The sequence below is a fragment of the Enterococcus rivorum genome (assembly GCF_001742285.1).
Taxonomy (GTDB): domain Bacteria; phylum Bacillota; class Bacilli; order Lactobacillales; family Enterococcaceae; genus Enterococcus_L; species Enterococcus_L rivorum.
The window spans coordinates 27,849-45,502 of the sequence record NZ_MIEK01000009.1 but is presented as its reverse complement, the minus strand read 5'-3'; the positions used below and the strand labels follow the sequence as shown (position 1 = coordinate 45,502).

Genomic DNA, 17,654 nt, shown 5'->3' with positions numbered 1-17,654 from the left:
CTGTTGTACACCGACAAAATAACTCTGGTTCAGCAAATGGGGCAGGGCAAAGGAGCGAAAAAAGTATGAAACAAAATATTCATCCAGAATATCATCCAGTCGTTTTTATGGATTCTACAACTGGTTTTAAATTCTTGTCAGGCTCTACTAAGCACTCACAAGAAACAGTTGAATGGGAAGATGGTAACACTTATCCTGTGATTCGTGTCGAAGTAACTTCTGATTCTCATCCATTCTACACTGGTCGTCAAAAATTCACGCAAGCAGATGGACGTGTGGACCGTTTCAACAAGAAATACGGTATCAAAGACGCAAACGCAAATCCAGACGCTTAATAAAAAAGAATACTGTTGTCTCAGTATTTATAAAGCCTTTCTCTTTAGGAGAGAGGCTTTTTTTGATTTATCACAAGACCGGTTGATTGACTTCTATTTTTCTACAACAAAAAAACTTCTCCATGGAGAAGTTTTACTAAAAATGCAGATGATGGGAGTCGAACCCACACGAGCTTAGCTCACACGCCCCTCAAGCGTGCGCGTCTGCCATTCCGCCACATCTGCGTGTATAATTTGGACGGTTGTTCCAATGTAAAGAAAAACAACCTAAAATAGAAAAACTGATGCATTCTCATAATAGAATAAGCCGCTAATTTTGTCAATGTTTTGTCGGATTTTTGTTATATTAATTAATCTTAGCTGAATAAAAATGATCGTTGTCAGCAATTACTATTCATTTGTAACGAGTACTTTTTATCAAGCTGAGATCCTTCTGGTTCATTAGGTTGTTTTACATGATTTACGAATCAACTAATCCAATTGTTGTTACTGAAATTTTAGAAATGTCTGAAACTAGTTTCATTACATATGTTGTTTTTTAATCTATTTTAAAGAGAATATCTCTTTATTTTCTCGGAAAAATCAATATTTATGTTTTGAAATGCCGCGAAATAGCTTTGAAATAGAATCTATTAATGAATAAATAATTTTTTTCTTGTTAAGAAGTAAAAGATAATTCTAGTAAAAAACAAATGAAATTTTCTGATTCAAGACTTTTTTCTAGGTTTTTTCTAAAAAAATCGAAATTTTGATTGCTTTTTTTCTTTGTGTGTCGTAACTTTAAAGGTATAAATTTTTTAAAAATGAGGGATTCAGTATGAGAAATTTTGAAAAATCAGAGAAGTTGAGAGATGTCAGCTATGATGTACGTGGTCCGGTTTTAGATGAAGCAGATAGAATGCAAGAAGAAGGTATTCGTATTTTGAAATTGAATACTGGAAATCCAGCTCCATTTGGTTTTGATGCACCAAATGAAGTTGTTCGAGATATGATTATGAATGTTCGTAGTTCTGAAGGTTATTCCGATTCAAAAGGGATTTTTTCAGCACGCAAAGCGATTGAGCAATATTGCCAGTTGAAAAATTTTCCTAATGTAACGATTAACGATATTTACACAGGCAATGGTGTGAGTGAGCTAATCACAATGTGTATGCAAGGTTTGCTAAATAATGGTGACGAAGTTTTGGTACCAATGCCAGACTATCCGTTATGGACTGCATCAGTATCATTAGCAGGTGGGAGCCCTGTTCACTATATTTGTGATGAGCAAGCAGAATGGTATCCAGATATTGACGATATCAAGTCGAAAGTGACTTCAAATACAAAAGCAATTGTTATCATTAATCCTAACAATCCAACAGGAGCGTTATATCCAAAAGAAATATTGGAACAGATTGTGGAATTTGCTAGGCAAAATGATTTAATCATTTTTTCTGATGAAATTTATGACCGTTTACTGATGGATGGTTTGGTTCACATACCAATTGCAACATTGGCACCAGATCTTTTTGTTGTGACGTTGAACGGTTTATCTAAGTCGCATCGTGTTGCTGGATTCCGTTGCGGTTGGATGGTTTTAAGTGGAGATAAATCTAGAGTTACTGGTTATATTGAAGGGTTGAATATGTTAGCTTCAATGCGTTTATGTTCAAATGTTTTATCTCAACAAATTATTCAAACTGCTTTAGGTGGTTATCAAAGTGTGGATGAGTTATTACTGCCAGGTGGAAGGATATATGAGCAACGCGAGTTTATTTACAACGCAATTAACGACATTCCAGGTCTGTCAGCAGTAAAACCAAAGGCAGCTTTTTACATTTTTCCTAAAATTGATACGGCCCGCTTTAATATTAAAAATGATGAGCAATTTGTGTTAGATTTCCTTCATGAACACCATATTTTATTAGTGCATGGTGGAGGCTTTAACTGGGCGCAGCCAGATCATTTCCGCATTGTTTATCTACCTAAAATGGAAGACTTGAAATTTACCGCTGTGAAAATGCGAGAGTTTTTGAGTTCATACAAACAGAAATAATAATGAAAAAAATTTTTTTTTTGAGGAAAATTAACTAGAATATAAAAAAAATAAATAGAAAAATAACCATTCGGATATCTGAACTCTCTCCTTTTAACTAATAGAAGTTTTTCTTTTTTCTACAGTTTATTAAGGAAATATGTCAGTCTTTCGAATGGTTATTTCTATTTTTGATTAATTGGTTGCTTCACAATTCTTTTTGCTAATAATCATACGGTCAGTGTACTTTTCTTTCATATCAGGAGTCGGATCAGATACTACTACAAGATATGAATTTTCATATTCTTTTTCCACATACCCTTGATAATTTTCTTTTTCAAAACGAAAGCTAATTTGCTTTTCTTGAGCCATGACTAAACACCCCTTACTAGATAAATAAAACTGAATTAATACTTGTACCATGTACTTGCAGTATATTATGCAATAAAGTAGAATAAATACATAATGCGAATTCGCATATTTTGAAAACAATACAAATGATTCTTTACAAAGATTGAGAAGGCAAGGGAGAGAGAGCATGGGTTCTTTTGGCAGTATCATTAAAGAAATACGTAAAACCAGAAAATTGACACAGAAGATGTTATCGGAAGACATTTGTTCGCAAAGCGTTCTTAGTAGGATAGAGAACAATGAAGAGTTACCTAATGTTGTTGTGATGCAGCAAATATGTAAGCGTCTAGGGGTAACTATGGATCAAATCATGCAGTCAAAGTCAGATGAAGTTAGACAAGTAACGACAATTTTTTTTAAAATGGCGAACTTTCTCAGACACAAGGAATATGAGAAATTGTATTCTTGTATTGTTGATACACATATTGAAGATCAGATTTATTTAGAAACAGATTGGCAACGTTACTATTATTATTTAGGGACTTGCGAATATTTTCTATATGGGAACTATGACAAAGCTATTTTAGATTTAAAAAAGGGATTGTCCTACACATTTCAAGCAGATAAAATGAATATTTCAGACTATGAAGTTCAGCTGATGAGTTGTATTGGTAGTACCTATAGCAATATCGGCCAAATAGAAGAAGCAGAAAAGTATCTGAAATCAAGTATTCATTATTTTAACAAATTACCAAATGAACGAGTGAATGTGGAATTAACGAAGATTTTTTATAATTATTCCAAATTTTTATTGGAACAAGGCCGAAATGAAGAAGCACAAATTCATGTTACACAAGGGATTTCTTGGGCTCAACAAAAAACGAGCTATTATTACTTAAGTGAATTATTCAGTTTGCAAAGTGAACTGTTTTCTTTACAAGGGCGTCATGAAGAAGCAACAGAATTTCAAAAATTATCTGATCAAGTTGATAAAATTGAACAGTTGGTCATTTAGAAACCAATTTTTTGTTAAAAAGGTCTACACCATTCTTGACTTATACTGATTTTAAGAGTACTTTTAAAGTAGAAAATTTTATGAAAGAAGGATGAAAGATGAGAACATTTATCTTTGCTGAAAAGTTCTTTTTGAAAAGTGATGTGAAGGGGCCAGGTTACTTGGAAATTACTGATGGCATCTTTGGTGGTTTTTTCAAAGAAGTGCCTGAAGGTGAGACAAACATAATTAAAGAAGAAGGAAAATGGATTGCACCGGGGTTAGTTGATACCCATATTCATGGGTATATGAATCATGATGTGATGGATAATGATGCTGACGGTTTAAAAGTGATGTCTGAAGGCTTGTTATCTTGTGGTGTGACATCATTTTTACCTACAACTTTAACTTCAAGCAAAGATCACCTGACAAAAGTCGCTAAAACGATTGGGGAAGTATCTCAAGATGTTCCAGGAGCGAAAGTACAAGGAATTTATTTTGAAGGACCATTTTTTACTGAGAAATATAAAGGAGCCCAAAATCCAAGCTATTTTGGTGATCCAGATATAGCTACATTTAATGAGTGGCAAGAAGCATCTGGTGGCATTATTAAAAAAATTGCTTTAGCACCTGAACGTAAAGGTGTAAAGGAATTTGTTAAAGCCGTTACCGAAGAAGGAGTTGTTGTTGCTTTAGGACATAGTGATGCAACTTTAGAGGAAGCGACAGAAGCAGTTGAAGCGGGAGCTAGTGTTTTTGTTCATGCGTTTAACGGTATGAGAGGGTTGAATCATCGCGAACCTGGGATGGTAGGAGCCTTAATGTCATTAAACCAAGTTTTCTCAGAATTGATTTGTGATGGACATCATGTTCATCCAAATGCTGCCAATATTTTGATGGAAACAGCGGGACACAATCATGTGGCTTTAATTACCGATTGTATGATGGCAGGCGGTATGCCCGATGGAAACTATAATTTAGGGGAATTCCCAGTGGTAGTTAAAGATGGGACAGCTCGTTTAGACTCTGGTAATTTAGCTGGAAGTATCTTGAAATTAAAAGAGGCAATAAAAAATGTTGTAGATTGGGAGCTTGCCACGCCAGAACAGGCGATAATGATGGCAACAATAGTTCCAGCAATTAGTTGTAAGATTGATGATAAATGTGGGATGATAAGTCAAGGAAGAGATGCTGACTTTATTGTATTAAATCCAAATATGGAATTAGCAGCGACTTATTTAGATGGCGTAGAACGTTATCGTGCATAATTAGAAAAATCAGCAACCAGACGCTATTTAGACGTTTGGCTGCTGATTTTTTAGAGTAGCTTAGATTTTTGGTAGGATCTGAGACTCTATTTTTCCCTCCGAATAGGATATGAAAAAGTCACTAAGTGTCAGGTCATATATTTCAATATCTGATTTATAAAGAGAAACAGGGATAACGAACGTTTGCTTTTCAATTCCAGCGATATAGTCGCCGTCAATTGTCTGAGCCACCACTAAAAATCCATTTTTTTTCCAACTTGAAAGTTCTTCTGGAGAAACGGTTTCCTCAGAAAGTAAGTAGTTCACATTGGTTTCAAACTGATTCTCAATTGTTTGGCTAAATGTAAAAATAGAATCTTTTTCTGAAGGCTGACTTAAAATAATCTTTAAAAAAGAAATAGGTTTACGATCACTTAATTGCTCTTTTATTTTTTTGAAATCCATCTATTCTCCCTCTATTCTTCGTTTAAAATCGTGACATTAAAATTAATAGAACTGTTTCTATCTAATCCTTTAGCTTCCATGTTAATTTGCTTGCAAAGTAGTTCATTGCCTTCGTAAATGGGAGTCACTCGATAGCGAATAGTTTCTCCAGTATCTAAAGCTTTTCGAATCTGGTTTTCGTATTTTGTCATAAATGGTGTATTTACGGGGTTTTGATATAGCGTAGTTAAGTTTCTTGCATCATCGCCTGTACCACCCATCTGACGACCGATTAAGTGCCCTCTTGAATGATTAGCCTCTCCTGAAATAAAGCCTGGGGGGCGAATATCTTGATTAGCAGATGTTCCTGTATTAACCATGTCCGGTTTTAAAAGAGCGTCTGCTCCAGTTGCCCGTCCTAAACTATCTAACGGATGATAGTCAATCCAGCCTTTAGCACTATTTTTCAATTCATCATTGGTAAAACTTGCTGCGCCCAATTCTTTTGGTCCCGGGTTTGCCGAGTTAGAGGGTTTCTTTGGTGTATGGGTTTGAGCTTGCTCTTGACGAAGGCCGACTAATTCTTGGATGTTGTTAGGAACCTGTATACCAAAAGCTCCTAATAACAAGATAACTAGTGCAATCATCAACATTACTGCTGGACTAAAGGGGGCTTTTTTCTTTTTTCTTGCCATGTTTTTTCTCCTTGAATACCTAAAAATAGTTTGAACTTTAGGTCAATTACTAGTTAAGCTTTAAAAGACCATCTATTCATTATACGTAAAAAAATTAAAAAATCAAAAATGAATTATACTTTAGGAGATTTGTGCTAGGGAATATGATAGAATCTTTTTATTGGGAAGGGAAGGAATTTAAATGGCATACATCGATGTGATGAACGAATATAAACGTTATAAAATGGGAGATACAACGATTACAGCAAATGATGACATTACTTTTTCGGTAGAAAAAGGAGAAGTGGCTGTCATTTTAGGACCTAGTGGTGCAGGAAAATCAACCGTTTTAAATATTTTAGGTGGGATGGACTCTTGTGATGAAGGAAAAATCATCATTGATAATACAGACATAGCAAAATTTTCTGAAAAGCAATTGACGACGTATCGTCGAAACGATGTTGGCTTTGTTTTTCAATTTTATAATTTAGTTCCTAATTTAACGGCAAAAGAGAATGTTGAATTGGCTTCGCAGATTGTTTCCAATGCTCTGGATCCAGAAGAAGTACTTCAATCAGTAGGGTTAGGCAATCGACTTGATAACTTCCCAGCGCAGTTATCAGGAGGAGAACAACAGCGGGTAACAATTGCTAGAGCGATTGCGAAAAGACCAAAATTGCTTTTGTGTGATGAACCAACAGGTGCGTTAGACTACGAAACGGGTAAACAGATTTTAACAATTTTGCAAGAAACTGCTGTTAACACAGGAACGACTGTCATCATCATTACCCACAATTCAGCCATCGCAGCGATGGCTGATCGAGTGATTCACATTAACGATGCAAAGGTTCGTAGCATTACAATAAACGATAAACCAAAACCCGTGGCAGAGATAGAATGGTAGGTGTAGTCAATGAATAAAAAAGCGTTGATTAAAACCAGTCTCAGAGAAATTAGACAATCAAAGACAAGATTCTTTTCGATTTTTGGGATTATTTTTCTGGGTGTGATGGTTTTTGTGGGATTAAAAGCAACTGGACCTGACATGACTCAAACTGCCAATAATTATTATCAAAAACAAAAGTTGCCAGATGCTCGAGTTATCTCGACTTTAGGCTTAACTGATAAAGACTTAGATAACATAAGAAAAGTTTCAACAGTCAAAGCAGTTTTACCAAGATATACTAAAGATATCGCTGTTTGTGATCGGAATTTAGCAGTGAAATTCGTCAGTTATGATTTGAAGGAAAAGCAACCTCTACTAAGCTATTCTGTTGTAAAAGGCCGAATGCCTGAAAAGAGTGGGGAAATCGTTTTAGATGAAATTGCTGAAACACGAAAATATTACAAGCTAGGTGATACTTTATCGGTTTCTGAAAAAGATGATGAAGACAATGTGCTGAAACAGCGAAATTTTAAAGTCGTAGGATTTGTCCGTTCTCCTGAGTATATTGAAAACATGTCTAGAGGAAATACGACAATTGGAAAAGGAACGCTTGATTTTTTTGCGGTGGTTCCAAAAGCAGACATGACTATGTCTGCTTACACAGAGATGTTAGTTTCATTTGCTGATTTGGAAAAATATGACACTTATTCAAATAAATATGAAGAGAATAGAACGAAAAATATTGATGAATTAAAAAATGTGTTAAAAAATCGTCCTCAGGAAAGAGTAACAGAAATTCGTCAAACTGCACAAATCGAGTTAGATCAAGCGAAAAAAGAAATTAGCGATGGTGAAACAGCGTTAAAAGATGGCGAAATCAAATTACAATCTAGTAAAGAAGAGCTAGATAAGGGGAAACAACAGTTAGCAGACGCCAAAGCTTCGTATTCACAGCAAATCGGTCAAGCTGAAAGTCAATTAGCAACGAGTCAAACAGCGTTAGATTCAGGGGAAGCTGAGTTAGCAACGCAACAAGCTTTATTAGCGACTAAAAAAAATGAATTAGCTGCTGCCACTCCACAGGTAGAGCAAGGCAGACAAGCGTTAGTGGATTTACAAGCAAAAAGAGACCAATTAAACAGCCAGAAAGAGTTGTTAATACAGCAATTTAACGGTTATCAGGGCGTTGCTTATTCAGTTGCAGGAATGCAAATGATTCCAGATGACCAATTGCCTGAAGCGATAACAAATGCAGCGCCACAATGGATAGCTGCATTAAAGGCAATGCAAGCTCCGGATGAGCTATTAGGCGCAGTTCAGCAATTATTAGCTAATCCAACTAAAACAAATATAGCTATTGTTATGGGGGCTTTTAATAATGCTTTATCTTTTATTTCCAGTCAGCAACAACAAGTAGACCAAGGAATCCAGGTAATCGATCAGCAAATTCAGCCTATTCAACAATCAATTGCGCAGTACGAGGCTGGGCAACAACAAATTGCTGATGGAGAAGCGCAACTAGCGCAAGCTTCAGCGAATTTAGCTGCTGGGAAAGAACAATTAGCCGTTGGAAGGCAGCAACTCGAACAATCGAAAATAGAAGGTCAGGCTAAGATTGATGACGCACAAGCTAAACTTAATGAAGGGCAGGCAGCATATGATCAAGGTTTAGCAAAATTTGAAAAAGAAAAAAGTGAGAATGTTCCGAAACTAAAAGAAGCAAAGGGAAAAGTTCAAGAGCAAGAAAAAAAATTAGCTGATTTAGCACCGGCAGATTACTATTATTTAACTAGAGAGGATAATCCGGGATTTTCAGAATATGAAGATAATGCAAATCGTATTTCCTCTCTTTCAACTGTATTTCCTGTTTTCTTCTTTTTGATTGCAGCTTTAGTTAGCTTGACAACGATGACTAGGATGGTTGAAGAGAAGCGGATGGAGATTGGAAGTCTTAAAGCTTTAGGGTATCGAAATGGAGAAATAGCGTTTAAATTTCTAACTTATGCTGTTTTAGCAAGTCTAAGTGGTGCTGTTCTAGGTTTAATCGTTGGTTACTATCTATTTCCGACTATTATTTTTGATGCCTATGGACAACTTTATAATATTCCTGATTTCGTTACTCCTTGGTATCTGGATTACAGTGTAATTGCCATTTTAGTTGCCGTACTATGTACAGCTGGGGCGGCTATGGTTGTATTGCGAATTGATTTGTTTAGTACACCAGCCAGCTTGTTACGACCGAAAGCACCAAAGATTGGTAAAAGAATCTTTTTAGAAAGAATTAGACCTTTGTGGCATCGTATGAGCTTTATCGAAAAAGTGACCGCTAGAAATCTGTTTAGATACAAACAGCGGATGCTAATGACGGTTTTGGGGATTGCAGGCTGTATGGCTTTGGTTATTACAGGCTTCGGATTAAAAGATTCAATTTCTGATGTCGTGAATATTCAATTTAATAAAATTTTCCATTACCAAGCAGTGGTTAGTTTTAATAAAGAAGCTTCTATAGAGGAGAATAAAGAATATGAAGAGGCACTAAAGAAAGTAACAGAGCTTAAGAACGTAATGCCGATGTCAGTTGCAACTCTCCAAACAACAAGTAAAGATGTCGTAAAACAAAATGTGACTGTTTATGTTCCTGAAAAAGTGAAAGAAATGGATCAATTTGTCTTGTTTAACGACCGTCAAACTAAGAAAAAATACTATCTATCGGATGATGGGGTAATTATCAATGAAAAGCTAGCGAATTTGTTTCAGTTTAAAATTGGTGATACTCTTCTTCTTAAAGATGGAGAGAACCGTCAGTATAAATTGAAAATAGCAGCAGTGGTTGAAAACTATACTGGTCATTTCGCTTACATGTCACCGGACTATTACCAAAAAGTATTTTCAAAAGTCCCTCAATATAATAATGAATTTTTACTTTTTGATAAAAAACTGACAAAAGGCAGAGAAATGAAAGTTGGAGAAGACTTGATGAGCAAAGGAAAAGTTCTTAATATTTCTTTCTTGTCTAGTGCAAGTGATGCTTTAGATGATACTATTCATAGCTTGAATATTGTTGTTTGGGTATTGATTATCGTTTCTGGATTGCTGGCGTTTATTGTCTTATATAATTTGACGAACATTAATGTTTCGGAGCGAATAAGAGAGCTTTCAACTATCAAAGTTTTAGGTTTTTATGACAACGAAGTAACGATGTATGTCTATCGCGAAAATATTATTCTAACTTTAATGGGAATTATTGTGGGCTGTTTCTTTGGAAAAGTAGTTCATAGTTATGTTTTAAGTACTGTAGAAGTTGACATGCTGATGTTTTCACCCACAATTCATTGGATGAGTTATCTGTATTCAGCGCTAATTACACTATTCTTTACTTTACTAGTCATGGTGATTATGCATAGAAAATTAAAAAAAGTAGATATGATCGAAGCACTTAAGGCAAATGAATAGACAATTATTTCTGAATTAGATGTTAATAATTTAGGTAGAAAATGAATATGAAAAAACTGTTCGCGAAAGCGGACAGTTTTATTTTGCTTTGAAAATAGAAAACCAAGTTTTTTAACTTGGACTAAATAGATATTTCTTGATAAGTAAACATATTTTCTAGAGTAGGTGCTCTCAAGGAAGAAAGCAGGCATTCAACAAAAGTATAATTCACTTCTTGTAAATTAATAAAGATTTGAATCCGATAGATATTTTTGAAAAAGTGTTGCTCGTGGATTTGGTGAATTAACAACTCATTATTATATTTGTTGATGTACTGAAAGGATCGTTTTCTTCTCTCGGAATGGCGCTTGGCAACTCGTTTCAAATTTTTAAAAGTATAGTAAGTAATATCTTGGTTTAATTGATGGACGTCTTCTAATGCTAATAAATCATTATACAAGTTTGTCTTTTCTTTAGGTGATAGACCTGCTAGGAACTCAGTTGCTAACAATTGACAATCACTATCCATATAAATTTCCCTCCCAAAAAGTTCAGTCGTTTCTATTATAAAACAAATGCCACTTTTTATCACTAATAAAATAACATGTTCTATATGTTTTTTTAACGCTTACATACTTTTCAAGAGTTTAATAGATATCGACACCTACACCTTTAAAAACGAACTATTTTTAGTTTTGAAGTTTAAATAGTTAAGTTTTTGTTGACTGAAAAATATTTGATTGTTAGACTGTAGGCATAATACAGAGAAAGATTCTTACAATTTATGTTTTATTGAAAGATGAAAGGAGCTAAGTAGCTTTTGGAAAAAGGAAAATTACTTTATGAGGGAAAAGCAAAGAAAATATTTGAAACAGAGGATTCTTCAGTCCTTTGGATCGAATACCTTGATCAAGCAACAGCTTTAAATGGTGCGAGAAAAGATGAAATACAAGGTAAAGGATTACTGAATAACCAAATTAGCAGTTTCATTTTTAAGCAATTGAAGGCAATGGGCGTTGAAAGTCATTTTATTAAAAAAATATCAAAAACCGAACAATTGGTCAACTCGTTACAGATTGTTCCATTGGAAGTAGTTATTCGAAATGTTGCTGCTGGAAGTTTTTCTAAAAGGTTAGACGTAAAAGAAGGAACACTAATTGATTTTCCAATTTTAGAATTTTATTACAAAGAAGACCGCTTGGATGATCCATTCATTAATGAAGATCATATGAAATTTTTAGAATTGGCAACGGAGGATGAAATAAAAGAAATAAAAAAAGTGGCTTTAATAGTTAACGAGGCATTAATAGAGTTGTTTAAAGCAATTGATATTACACTAGTTGATTTCAAAATTGAATTTGGACGATATATTGATGGTAGGATTTTATTAGGAGATGAAATTTCACCAGATACATGTCGACTTTGGGATAGCAAAACGAATCAGTCGTTGGACAAAGATATTTATAGAAAAAATTTAGGAGATATGGTCTCCGTTTATCAAGAAGTATTGGATCGTTTGGAACAACTGGAAAAATAAATTCAAAGGAGCGAATTAAAATGTATGGAGTAAAAGTATACGTGACCTACAAAGATTCTGTTTTAGATCCACAAGGAGAGGCCGTCAAAGGTGCTGTTCATCGCATGGGTTACACTGAAATTGAAGAAATTCGCATTGGAAAATATTTTGAAATAAAGGTTCAAAAAACGGAACGTCTCATTGAAGAAGTGATTGAAGAGATTTGTGATAAGCTTTTAGCCAACATTAACATGGAAACCTATCGTTATGAAATAACGGAGGAAGCTTAAAATGAAATTCGCAGTAATTGTTTTTCCAGGATCGAATTGTGACATGGATATGTTGTGGGCAGTGAAAGATATTTTAGGAGCAGAAGCTGACTATGTTAGACATGATGCAGAGAGTTTAGTTGGATTTGATGGTGTATTATTACCGGGAGGCTTCTCATATGGCGATTATTTACGTTGTGGCGCGATTGCCAGATTTTCTAAAATTATCCCTGAAGTTATTCGATTTGCAGAGGAAGGAAAACCGGTTTTTGGTACATGTAATGGATTTCAAGTATTGACAGAAGCGGGATTACTTCCAGGTACATTGCTACGAAATGATCGATTACATTTTGTTTGTAAGACGGTTTCTTTAAAAGTAGAGAATAATCAAACATTTTTTACTTCTGAGTATGGTAGGGGAGAGAAGATTCAACTTCCTATTGCTCATGGCGAAGGGAATTATTACTGTGATGAGGAAACGTTAAAACAATTGAAGGAGAATAACCAAATAGTTTTTACTTACGCGGAAGAGAATCCGAATGGAAGCTTAGAGAACATCGCTGGAATTATCAATGAAAAAGGAAATGTTCTTGGAATGATGCCCCATCCAGAACGAGCCGTTGAAAGTCTTCTGGGTTCCAATGATGGATTGCGATTTTTTAAATCTATTATTAAAAACCATGGGAAGGTGACGAATAACCAATGATGAAAGTAAAAGAGCCGACACCTCAAGAAATTAAAGAACAAAAAATTTATAGAGAGTGGGGATTAACAGACGAAGAATATCGCATGATTGAAAAAGATATTTTAGGCCGTTTACCAAATTATACGGAAACTGGGTTATTTTCGGTAATGTGGAGTGAACATTGCTCGTATAAAAATTCTAAACCTGTTCTAAAAAAATTTCCAACAGAGGGACCTCAAGTAATACAAGGACCAGGTGAAGGAGCTGGGATTGTTGATATTGGCGATGGTCAAGCAGTTGTTTTTAAAGCAGAAAGTCACAATCATCCTTCAGCAGTTGAGCCTTGTGAAGGAGCTGCAACAGGTGTTGGAGGCATTATTAGAGATATTTTTAGTATGGGGGCTCGACCAATCGCGATTTTAGATTCACTACGTTTTGGGGAATTAAATAATGAACGGACAAAATATCTTTTAGAAGAAGTCGTTGCGGGAATTAGTGGTTATGGTAACTGTATCGGTATTCCTACAGTTGGAGGTGAAGTTGCATTTGACCCCTGTTATGAAGGAAATCCTTTAGTGAATGCAATGTGTGTAGGATTGATTAATCATGAAGATATTCAAAAAGGACAAGCTAAAGGCGTGGGCAACTCACTTATGTATGTTGGAGCAAAAACTGGTCGAGATGGTATTCATGGTGCGACTTTTGCTTCAGAAGAATTTGTTGAGGGTGAAGAACAACAACGCTCTGCTGTTCAAGTTGGAGATCCTTTTATGGAGAAACTTTTACTTGAAGCCTGTTTAGAACTAATTTTAGAGTATGGAGACATTTTAGTTGGGATTCAAGATATGGGGGCTGCGGGTTTAGTTTCATCTAGTGCTGAAATGGCTTCAAAAGCAGGTTCAGGTCTTATTTTAGACTTAGATAATGTTCCTCAAAGAGAGACAGGGATGTCAGCATATGAAATGATGCTTTCAGAATCTCAAGAGAGGATGTTGATTTGTGTTGAAAAAGGACACGAATCAACAGTTATAGAATTATTCAAAAAATATGAGTTGGACGCTGTTACAATTGGGAAAGTGACGGATGATGGTTTGTATCGACTTAACCATTTAGGTGTTGAAGTTGCCAACTTACCAGTGGATGCTTTAGCTGAAGACGCGCCAGTCTATCATAAGGAAAAACGAGAGCCGGCAAGAATCAAAGCATTTCAAGAAATGGTTGATTTTGAACCGGAAATTACAAATGGAACAAAGACACTTTTAGAATTATTGCAACAACCAACAATAGCTTCTAAAAAAATGATTTATCAAACCTATGATTCTCAAGTACTAACAAATACAGTTGTTTTACCAGGGAGTGATGCCGCTGTATTAAGGGTGAGAGGAACCGATAAGGCTTTAGCGATGACTACTGACTGCAATGCTAGATACCTTTATCTAAATCCGGAGATTGGTGGACAGATTGCTGTTGCGGAGGCAGCACGAAATATCGTAGCTAGTGGTGGGCAACCATTGGCAATTACTGACTGCTTAAATTATGGATCGCCAGACAAGCCAGAAGGATTCTGGGAATTATGGACTTCCGCCGATGGAATTGCAGAGGCTTGTAAGATTTTAGAAACACCAGTTATTTCAGGAAATGTTTCTTTGTATAATGAAACGAATGGCAAGGCAATCTATCCAACACCGATGATTGGGATGGTAGGTGTTATAAAATCTTTGGAACATATTACAACTCAAAGCTTTAAAAATACTGGGGATTTGATCTATGTTTTAGGACAGACATCTGCAGATTTTAACGGTAGTGAAATTCAAAAAATGCAATTAGGTCACATAGAAGGAAAAATCATGAATTTTGATTTAACCGTTGAAAAAGAAAATCAGCAACTAGTTCTTCAAGCGATTCAAGCTGGATTGGTTGAAAGTGCACATGATTGTTCTGAAGGAGGAATCGGAATTGCTTTAGCGGAAGCTGTCTTTAAAAACGGGCTAGGTTTTGATGTGACGTTAGATATGCCAACGAGTTATTTATTTTCAGAAACTCAATCCCGCTTTGTTTTGTCAGTAAAGTCAGAAAATCAAGAAGCGTTTGAAAAAATAGTAGGCAAGAAAGTGAAATATATTGGGAAAACCAAGCTAAATTCCGAGATCTTTATTCAAACGAAAGAAGAAAAGATAGTTGTTGATACTCTAGTGGCCAAAGAACTTTGGGAGGAAGCAATTCCATGTCTTATGAAGTAAAAAGCTTAAATGAAGAGTGTGGTGTATTTGGTGTATGGGGTCATCCAGATGCAGCGCAAGTGACTTATTTTGGGTTGCATAGTTTGCAGCATCGAGGACAAGAGGGCGCTGGAATTGTTGCCAACAATAAAGGAAACCTAACAGGTTATCGAGGATTAGGTCTTTTATCAGAAGTATTCAATGATGAACGGTCGCTAAAATCTTTACAAGGTCAAGCAGCAATTGGGCACGTTCGTTATGCTACAGCAGGCAATGGGAGTGTTGATAATATCCAACCTTTTCTGTTTAATTTTTACGACGGTTCCTTTGGCTTGGCTCATAATGGCAACTTGACTAATGCGAGAAGTTTGAGAAAAGAATTGGAAGAAGACGGGGCTATTTTTCATTCAACTTCTGATACAGAAATATTGATGCACCTCATTAGAAGAAGTAAAAAAGCAACCTTTATAGAACAGCTAAAAGAAAGTTTAAATCAAGTTAAAGGTGGTTTTGCATATCTTATTATGACTGAGACAGCAATGATTGCTAGTCTAGATGCCAATGCTTTTCGACCTTTAGCAATCGGGCAGATGAAAAATGGTGCTTACGTAATCGCTAGTGAAACGTGTGCCCTTGAAGTGATTGGTGCTACGTATATTCGGGATGTCGAACCAGGAGAAGTCATTGTAATTAACGATAATGGGTATGAAATTGATCATTTTACCGAAGAAACACACTATGCGATTTGTTCCATGGAATATGTTTATTTTGCAAGACCAGATTCTAATATTGCAGGAGTGAATGTCCACACGGCTCGTAAAAATATGGGAAAACTTTTAGCAAAAGAAGCACCTGTTGAGGCAGATATGGTTGTGGGCGTTCCTAATTCTTCTCTTTCGGCAGCTAGTGGGTATGCTGAAGCAAGTGGAATTCCTTATGAAATGGGGTTGGTAAAGAGTCAATATATTGCACGAACGTTTATTCAACCAACACAAGAACTTAGAGAACAAGGTGTTCGTATGAAGCTCTCGGCTGTTCGCGGCGTAGTTGAAGGAAAAAAAGTCATTATGGTGGACGATTCCATCGTTAGAGGAACTACGAGTCGAAGAATTGTTCAGTTGTTAAAAGAAGCTGGAGCGAAAGAAGTTCACGTTCGAATTGCCTCTCCGCCAATCAAATATCCATGTTTTTATGGTATTGATATTCAAACAAGAAAAGAATTAATTGCAGCGAACCATTCTGTTGGTGAAATCCAAGAGTTAATCACGGCTGATTCGTTAAATTTCTTAAGTGAACAAGGATTAATAGATGCAATCGGATTAAACTATGATGCTCCCTATACAGGTTTATGCATGGCCTACTATAACGGAGATTACCCAACACCACTATATGATTATGAAGCCTTCTATTTATCATCACTGAAAGAAACAAGTCAGAAGAATAGCCATTAAACGATTAAAAAATTTTAGTATTTGAAACTAGATTAATGGTAAAACGAATGAAAATCAGCAGGAACCACAGAATACTATCAGGAGGATGAAACACATGGGAAATGCTTATTCACAAGCGGGTGTAGATGTAGAAGCAGGTTATGAAGTGGTTGAACGAATAAAAAAGCATGTCAAGAGAACCGAACGTTTAGGTGTGATAAGCGCTTTGGGAGGATTTGGTGGTTGTTTTGATTTAAGTATGTTAGCAGTTAAAGAACCCGTTTTAGTCTCTGGAACAGATGGTGTGGGCACAAAACTGATGATTGCGATTGAAGCGGATCAACATGAGACGATTGGTATCGACTGTGTAGCAATGTGCGTAAATGATATTGTTGCTCAAGGAGCTGAACCATTGTATTTTCTTGATTATATCGCTACTGGGAAAAATATTCCTGATAGACTAGAGAAAGTAGTTGCAGGTGTTGCTGAAGGCTGTATTCAAGCAGGAGCAGCCTTAATTGGTGGAGAAACAGCAGAAATGCCTGGGATGTATGCTGAAAACGAGTATGATCTAGCTGGTTTTGCGGTAGGAATCGCTGAAAAAAGCCAACTGATTACAGGAGAAGAAATAGAGAATGGCGATATTCTTTTAGGTTTGCCTTCCAGTGGTATTCACTCCAACGGCTACTCACTTGTTCGAAAAATATTTTTTGGATCGGATTCATTCTCAATGGAGGAGAGCTCACCTGATTTGAACGGAAAAACACTAAAAAACGAACTATTAACGCCGACCAAAATTTATGTTCAACAATTATTACCACTGATCAAAAATAATCTGATTCATGGCATCGCTCATATTACTGGCGGAGGATTTGTCGAAAATATCCCTCGAATGTTACCAGAATCATTGGCAGCATCAGTCAAGAAAGGCTCTTGGCCAGTTCTGCCTATATTTGCTACGTTAGAAAAGTATGGTACTCTTGATTCAATGGAGATGTATGAAATCTTTAACATGGGAATTGGTATGGTTCTAGCAGTTTCACCAGAAAAGATAACGGAAGTTCAAACAAGACTTAAAGAAATGAACGAACCAAGCTATGTTATTGGTAAAGTCGTTGAAAGAACGAATCAAGCCCTTGAATTTTGTGAGGCCTAAAG

Annotated in this window: 16 protein-coding genes and 1 tRNA gene; 12 read left to right on the top strand and 5 right to left on the bottom strand. The window is 35.9% G+C overall.

What is annotated here, in order from left to right; genetic code table 11:
• The first annotated feature begins 65 nt into the window (after positions 1–65).
• Positions 66–335, top strand: a complete 270-nt coding sequence (locus BCR26_RS04255) for a type B 50S ribosomal protein L31 (protein WP_069697733.1) — start codon at positions 66–68, stop codon at positions 333–335.
• A 143-nt stretch (positions 336–478) separates the two neighbouring features.
• Here BCR26_RS04255 and BCR26_RS04250 read toward each other — a convergent pair.
• Positions 479–560: transfer RNA gene (locus tag BCR26_RS04250), tRNA-Leu, on the bottom strand.
• 592 nt (positions 561–1,152) lie between these two features.
• Here BCR26_RS04250 and BCR26_RS04245 point away from each other — a divergent pair.
• Positions 1,153–2,370: a pyridoxal phosphate-dependent aminotransferase gene (locus BCR26_RS04245; protein WP_069697732.1), complete on the top strand. Its 1,218-nt coding sequence runs from the start codon at positions 1,153–1,155 to the stop codon at positions 2,368–2,370.
• 174 nt (positions 2,371–2,544) lie between these two features.
• On the opposite strand, the gene BCR26_RS18475 is transcribed toward BCR26_RS04245, so the two are convergent.
• Entirely contained in the window at positions 2,545–2,721 is a 177-nt protein-coding gene (locus BCR26_RS18475; RefSeq protein ID WP_169818855.1) for a hypothetical protein, read from the bottom strand.
• A gap of 166 nt (positions 2,722–2,887) precedes the next feature.
• On the opposite strand from BCR26_RS18475, the gene BCR26_RS04240 reads away from it, so the two are divergent.
• Together BCR26_RS04240 and nagA are read left to right on the top strand one after the other, a co-directional pair.
• Positions 2,888–3,715 (top strand): helix-turn-helix transcriptional regulator, encoded by an 828-nt coding sequence (locus BCR26_RS04240; protein WP_069697731.1) that lies wholly within the window; start codon positions 2,888–2,890, stop codon positions 3,713–3,715.
• Between the two features lie 98 nt (positions 3,716–3,813).
• Positions 3,814–4,962: an N-acetylglucosamine-6-phosphate deacetylase gene (gene nagA / locus BCR26_RS04235; protein WP_069697730.1), complete on the top strand. Its 1,149-nt coding sequence runs from the start codon at positions 3,814–3,816 to the stop codon at positions 4,960–4,962.
• Positions 4,963–5,022: 60 nt separating this feature from the next.
• On the opposite strand, the gene BCR26_RS04230 is transcribed toward nagA, so the two are convergent.
• Together BCR26_RS04230 and BCR26_RS04225 are read right to left on the bottom strand one after the other, a co-directional pair.
• Entirely contained in the window at positions 5,023–5,406 is a 384-nt protein-coding gene (locus BCR26_RS04230; protein WP_069697729.1) for a hypothetical protein, read from the bottom strand.
• Positions 5,407–5,417: 11 nt separating this feature from the next.
• A complete protein-coding gene (locus tag BCR26_RS04225; RefSeq protein ID WP_069697728.1) occupies positions 5,418–6,080 on the bottom strand; it encodes a DNA/RNA non-specific endonuclease in 663 nt (220 codons plus the stop codon).
• 181 nt (positions 6,081–6,261) lie between these two features.
• Between BCR26_RS04225 and BCR26_RS04220 the strand changes: the two genes are divergently transcribed.
• Both BCR26_RS04220 and BCR26_RS04215 read left to right on the top strand, forming a co-directional pair.
• Complete coding sequence (locus BCR26_RS04220; protein WP_069697727.1) at positions 6,262–6,963, top strand: ABC transporter ATP-binding protein; 702 nt, start codon at positions 6,262–6,264, stop codon at positions 6,961–6,963.
• Positions 6,964–6,972: 9 nt separating this feature from the next.
• Entirely contained in the window at positions 6,973–10,398 is a 3,426-nt protein-coding gene (locus tag BCR26_RS04215; protein ID WP_069697726.1) for an FtsX-like permease family protein, read from the top strand.
• 121 nt (positions 10,399–10,519) lie between these two features.
• Here the strand turns inward: BCR26_RS04215 and BCR26_RS04210 are convergent, their stop codons facing one another.
• Positions 10,520–10,906: a hypothetical protein gene (locus BCR26_RS04210; protein WP_069697725.1), complete on the bottom strand. Its 387-nt coding sequence runs from the start codon at positions 10,904–10,906 to the stop codon at positions 10,520–10,522.
• Between the two features lie 291 nt (positions 10,907–11,197).
• Between BCR26_RS04210 and purC the strand changes: the two genes are divergently transcribed.
• The 6 genes from purC (at position 11,198) to purM (ending at position 17,652) form a co-directional block, all read left to right on the top strand.
• Positions 11,198–11,914: a phosphoribosylaminoimidazolesuccinocarboxamide synthase gene (gene purC / locus BCR26_RS04205; protein ID WP_069697724.1), complete on the top strand. Its 717-nt coding sequence runs from the start codon at positions 11,198–11,200 to the stop codon at positions 11,912–11,914.
• A 20-nt stretch (positions 11,915–11,934) separates the two neighbouring features.
• Complete coding sequence (gene purS, locus BCR26_RS04200) at positions 11,935–12,183, top strand: phosphoribosylformylglycinamidine synthase subunit PurS (RefSeq protein WP_069697723.1); 249 nt, start codon at positions 11,935–11,937, stop codon at positions 12,181–12,183.
• A gap of 1 nt (position 12,184) precedes the next feature.
• Positions 12,185–12,868, top strand: coding sequence for a phosphoribosylformylglycinamidine synthase subunit PurQ (gene purQ / locus BCR26_RS04195; RefSeq protein WP_069697722.1), 684 nt, complete (start codon positions 12,185–12,187; stop codon positions 12,866–12,868).
• On the top strand, positions 12,865–15,087 hold the full coding sequence (purL, locus tag BCR26_RS04190) for a phosphoribosylformylglycinamidine synthase subunit PurL (protein WP_069697721.1): 2,223 nt from the start codon (positions 12,865–12,867) through the stop codon (positions 15,085–15,087). The genes purQ and purL overlap by 4 nt, the downstream gene beginning before the upstream one ends.
• Positions 15,072–16,517 (top strand): amidophosphoribosyltransferase, encoded by a 1,446-nt coding sequence (gene purF, locus BCR26_RS04185; protein ID WP_069697720.1) that lies wholly within the window; start codon positions 15,072–15,074, stop codon positions 16,515–16,517. The genes purL and purF overlap by 16 nt, the downstream gene beginning before the upstream one ends.
• A 94-nt stretch (positions 16,518–16,611) precedes the next feature.
• On the top strand, positions 16,612–17,652 hold the full coding sequence (gene purM, locus BCR26_RS04180; RefSeq protein ID WP_069697719.1) for a phosphoribosylformylglycinamidine cyclo-ligase: 1,041 nt from the start codon (positions 16,612–16,614) through the stop codon (positions 17,650–17,652).
• Positions 17,653–17,654 lie beyond the last annotated feature (2 nt).

Coding starts and splice junctions, on each gene's coding strand:
- BCR26_RS04230 (WP_069697729.1), bottom strand. CDS start 5,406: ATGGATTTCAAAAAAATAAAAGAGCAATTAAGTGATCGTAAACCTATT.
- nagA (WP_069697730.1), top strand. CDS start 3,814: ATGAGAACATTTATCTTTGCTGAAAAGTTCTTTTTGAAAAGTGATGTG.
- purL (WP_069697721.1), top strand. CDS start 12,865: ATGATGAAAGTAAAAGAGCCGACACCTCAAGAAATTAAAGAACAAAAA.
- BCR26_RS04255 (WP_069697733.1), top strand. CDS start 66: ATGAAACAAAATATTCATCCAGAATATCATCCAGTCGTTTTTATGGAT.
- BCR26_RS04220 (WP_069697727.1), top strand. CDS start 6,262: ATGGCATACATCGATGTGATGAACGAATATAAACGTTATAAAATGGGA.
- purQ (WP_069697722.1), top strand. CDS start 12,185: ATGAAATTCGCAGTAATTGTTTTTCCAGGATCGAATTGTGACATGGAT.
- purM (WP_069697719.1), top strand. CDS start 16,612: ATGGGAAATGCTTATTCACAAGCGGGTGTAGATGTAGAAGCAGGTTAT.
- BCR26_RS18475 (WP_169818855.1), bottom strand. CDS start 2,721: ATGGCTCAAGAAAAGCAAATTAGCTTTCGTTTTGAAAAAGAAAATTAT.
- BCR26_RS04240 (WP_069697731.1), top strand. CDS start 2,888: ATGGGTTCTTTTGGCAGTATCATTAAAGAAATACGTAAAACCAGAAAA.
- purS (WP_069697723.1), top strand. CDS start 11,935: ATGTATGGAGTAAAAGTATACGTGACCTACAAAGATTCTGTTTTAGAT.
- purF (WP_069697720.1), top strand. CDS start 15,072: ATGTCTTATGAAGTAAAAAGCTTAAATGAAGAGTGTGGTGTATTTGGT.
- BCR26_RS04210 (WP_069697725.1), bottom strand. CDS start 10,906: ATGGATAGTGATTGTCAATTGTTAGCAACTGAGTTCCTAGCAGGTCTA.
- BCR26_RS04245 (WP_069697732.1), top strand. CDS start 1,153: ATGAGAAATTTTGAAAAATCAGAGAAGTTGAGAGATGTCAGCTATGAT.
- BCR26_RS04215 (WP_069697726.1), top strand. CDS start 6,973: ATGAATAAAAAAGCGTTGATTAAAACCAGTCTCAGAGAAATTAGACAA.
- BCR26_RS04225 (WP_069697728.1), bottom strand. CDS start 6,080: ATGGCAAGAAAAAAGAAAAAAGCCCCCTTTAGTCCAGCAGTAATGTTG.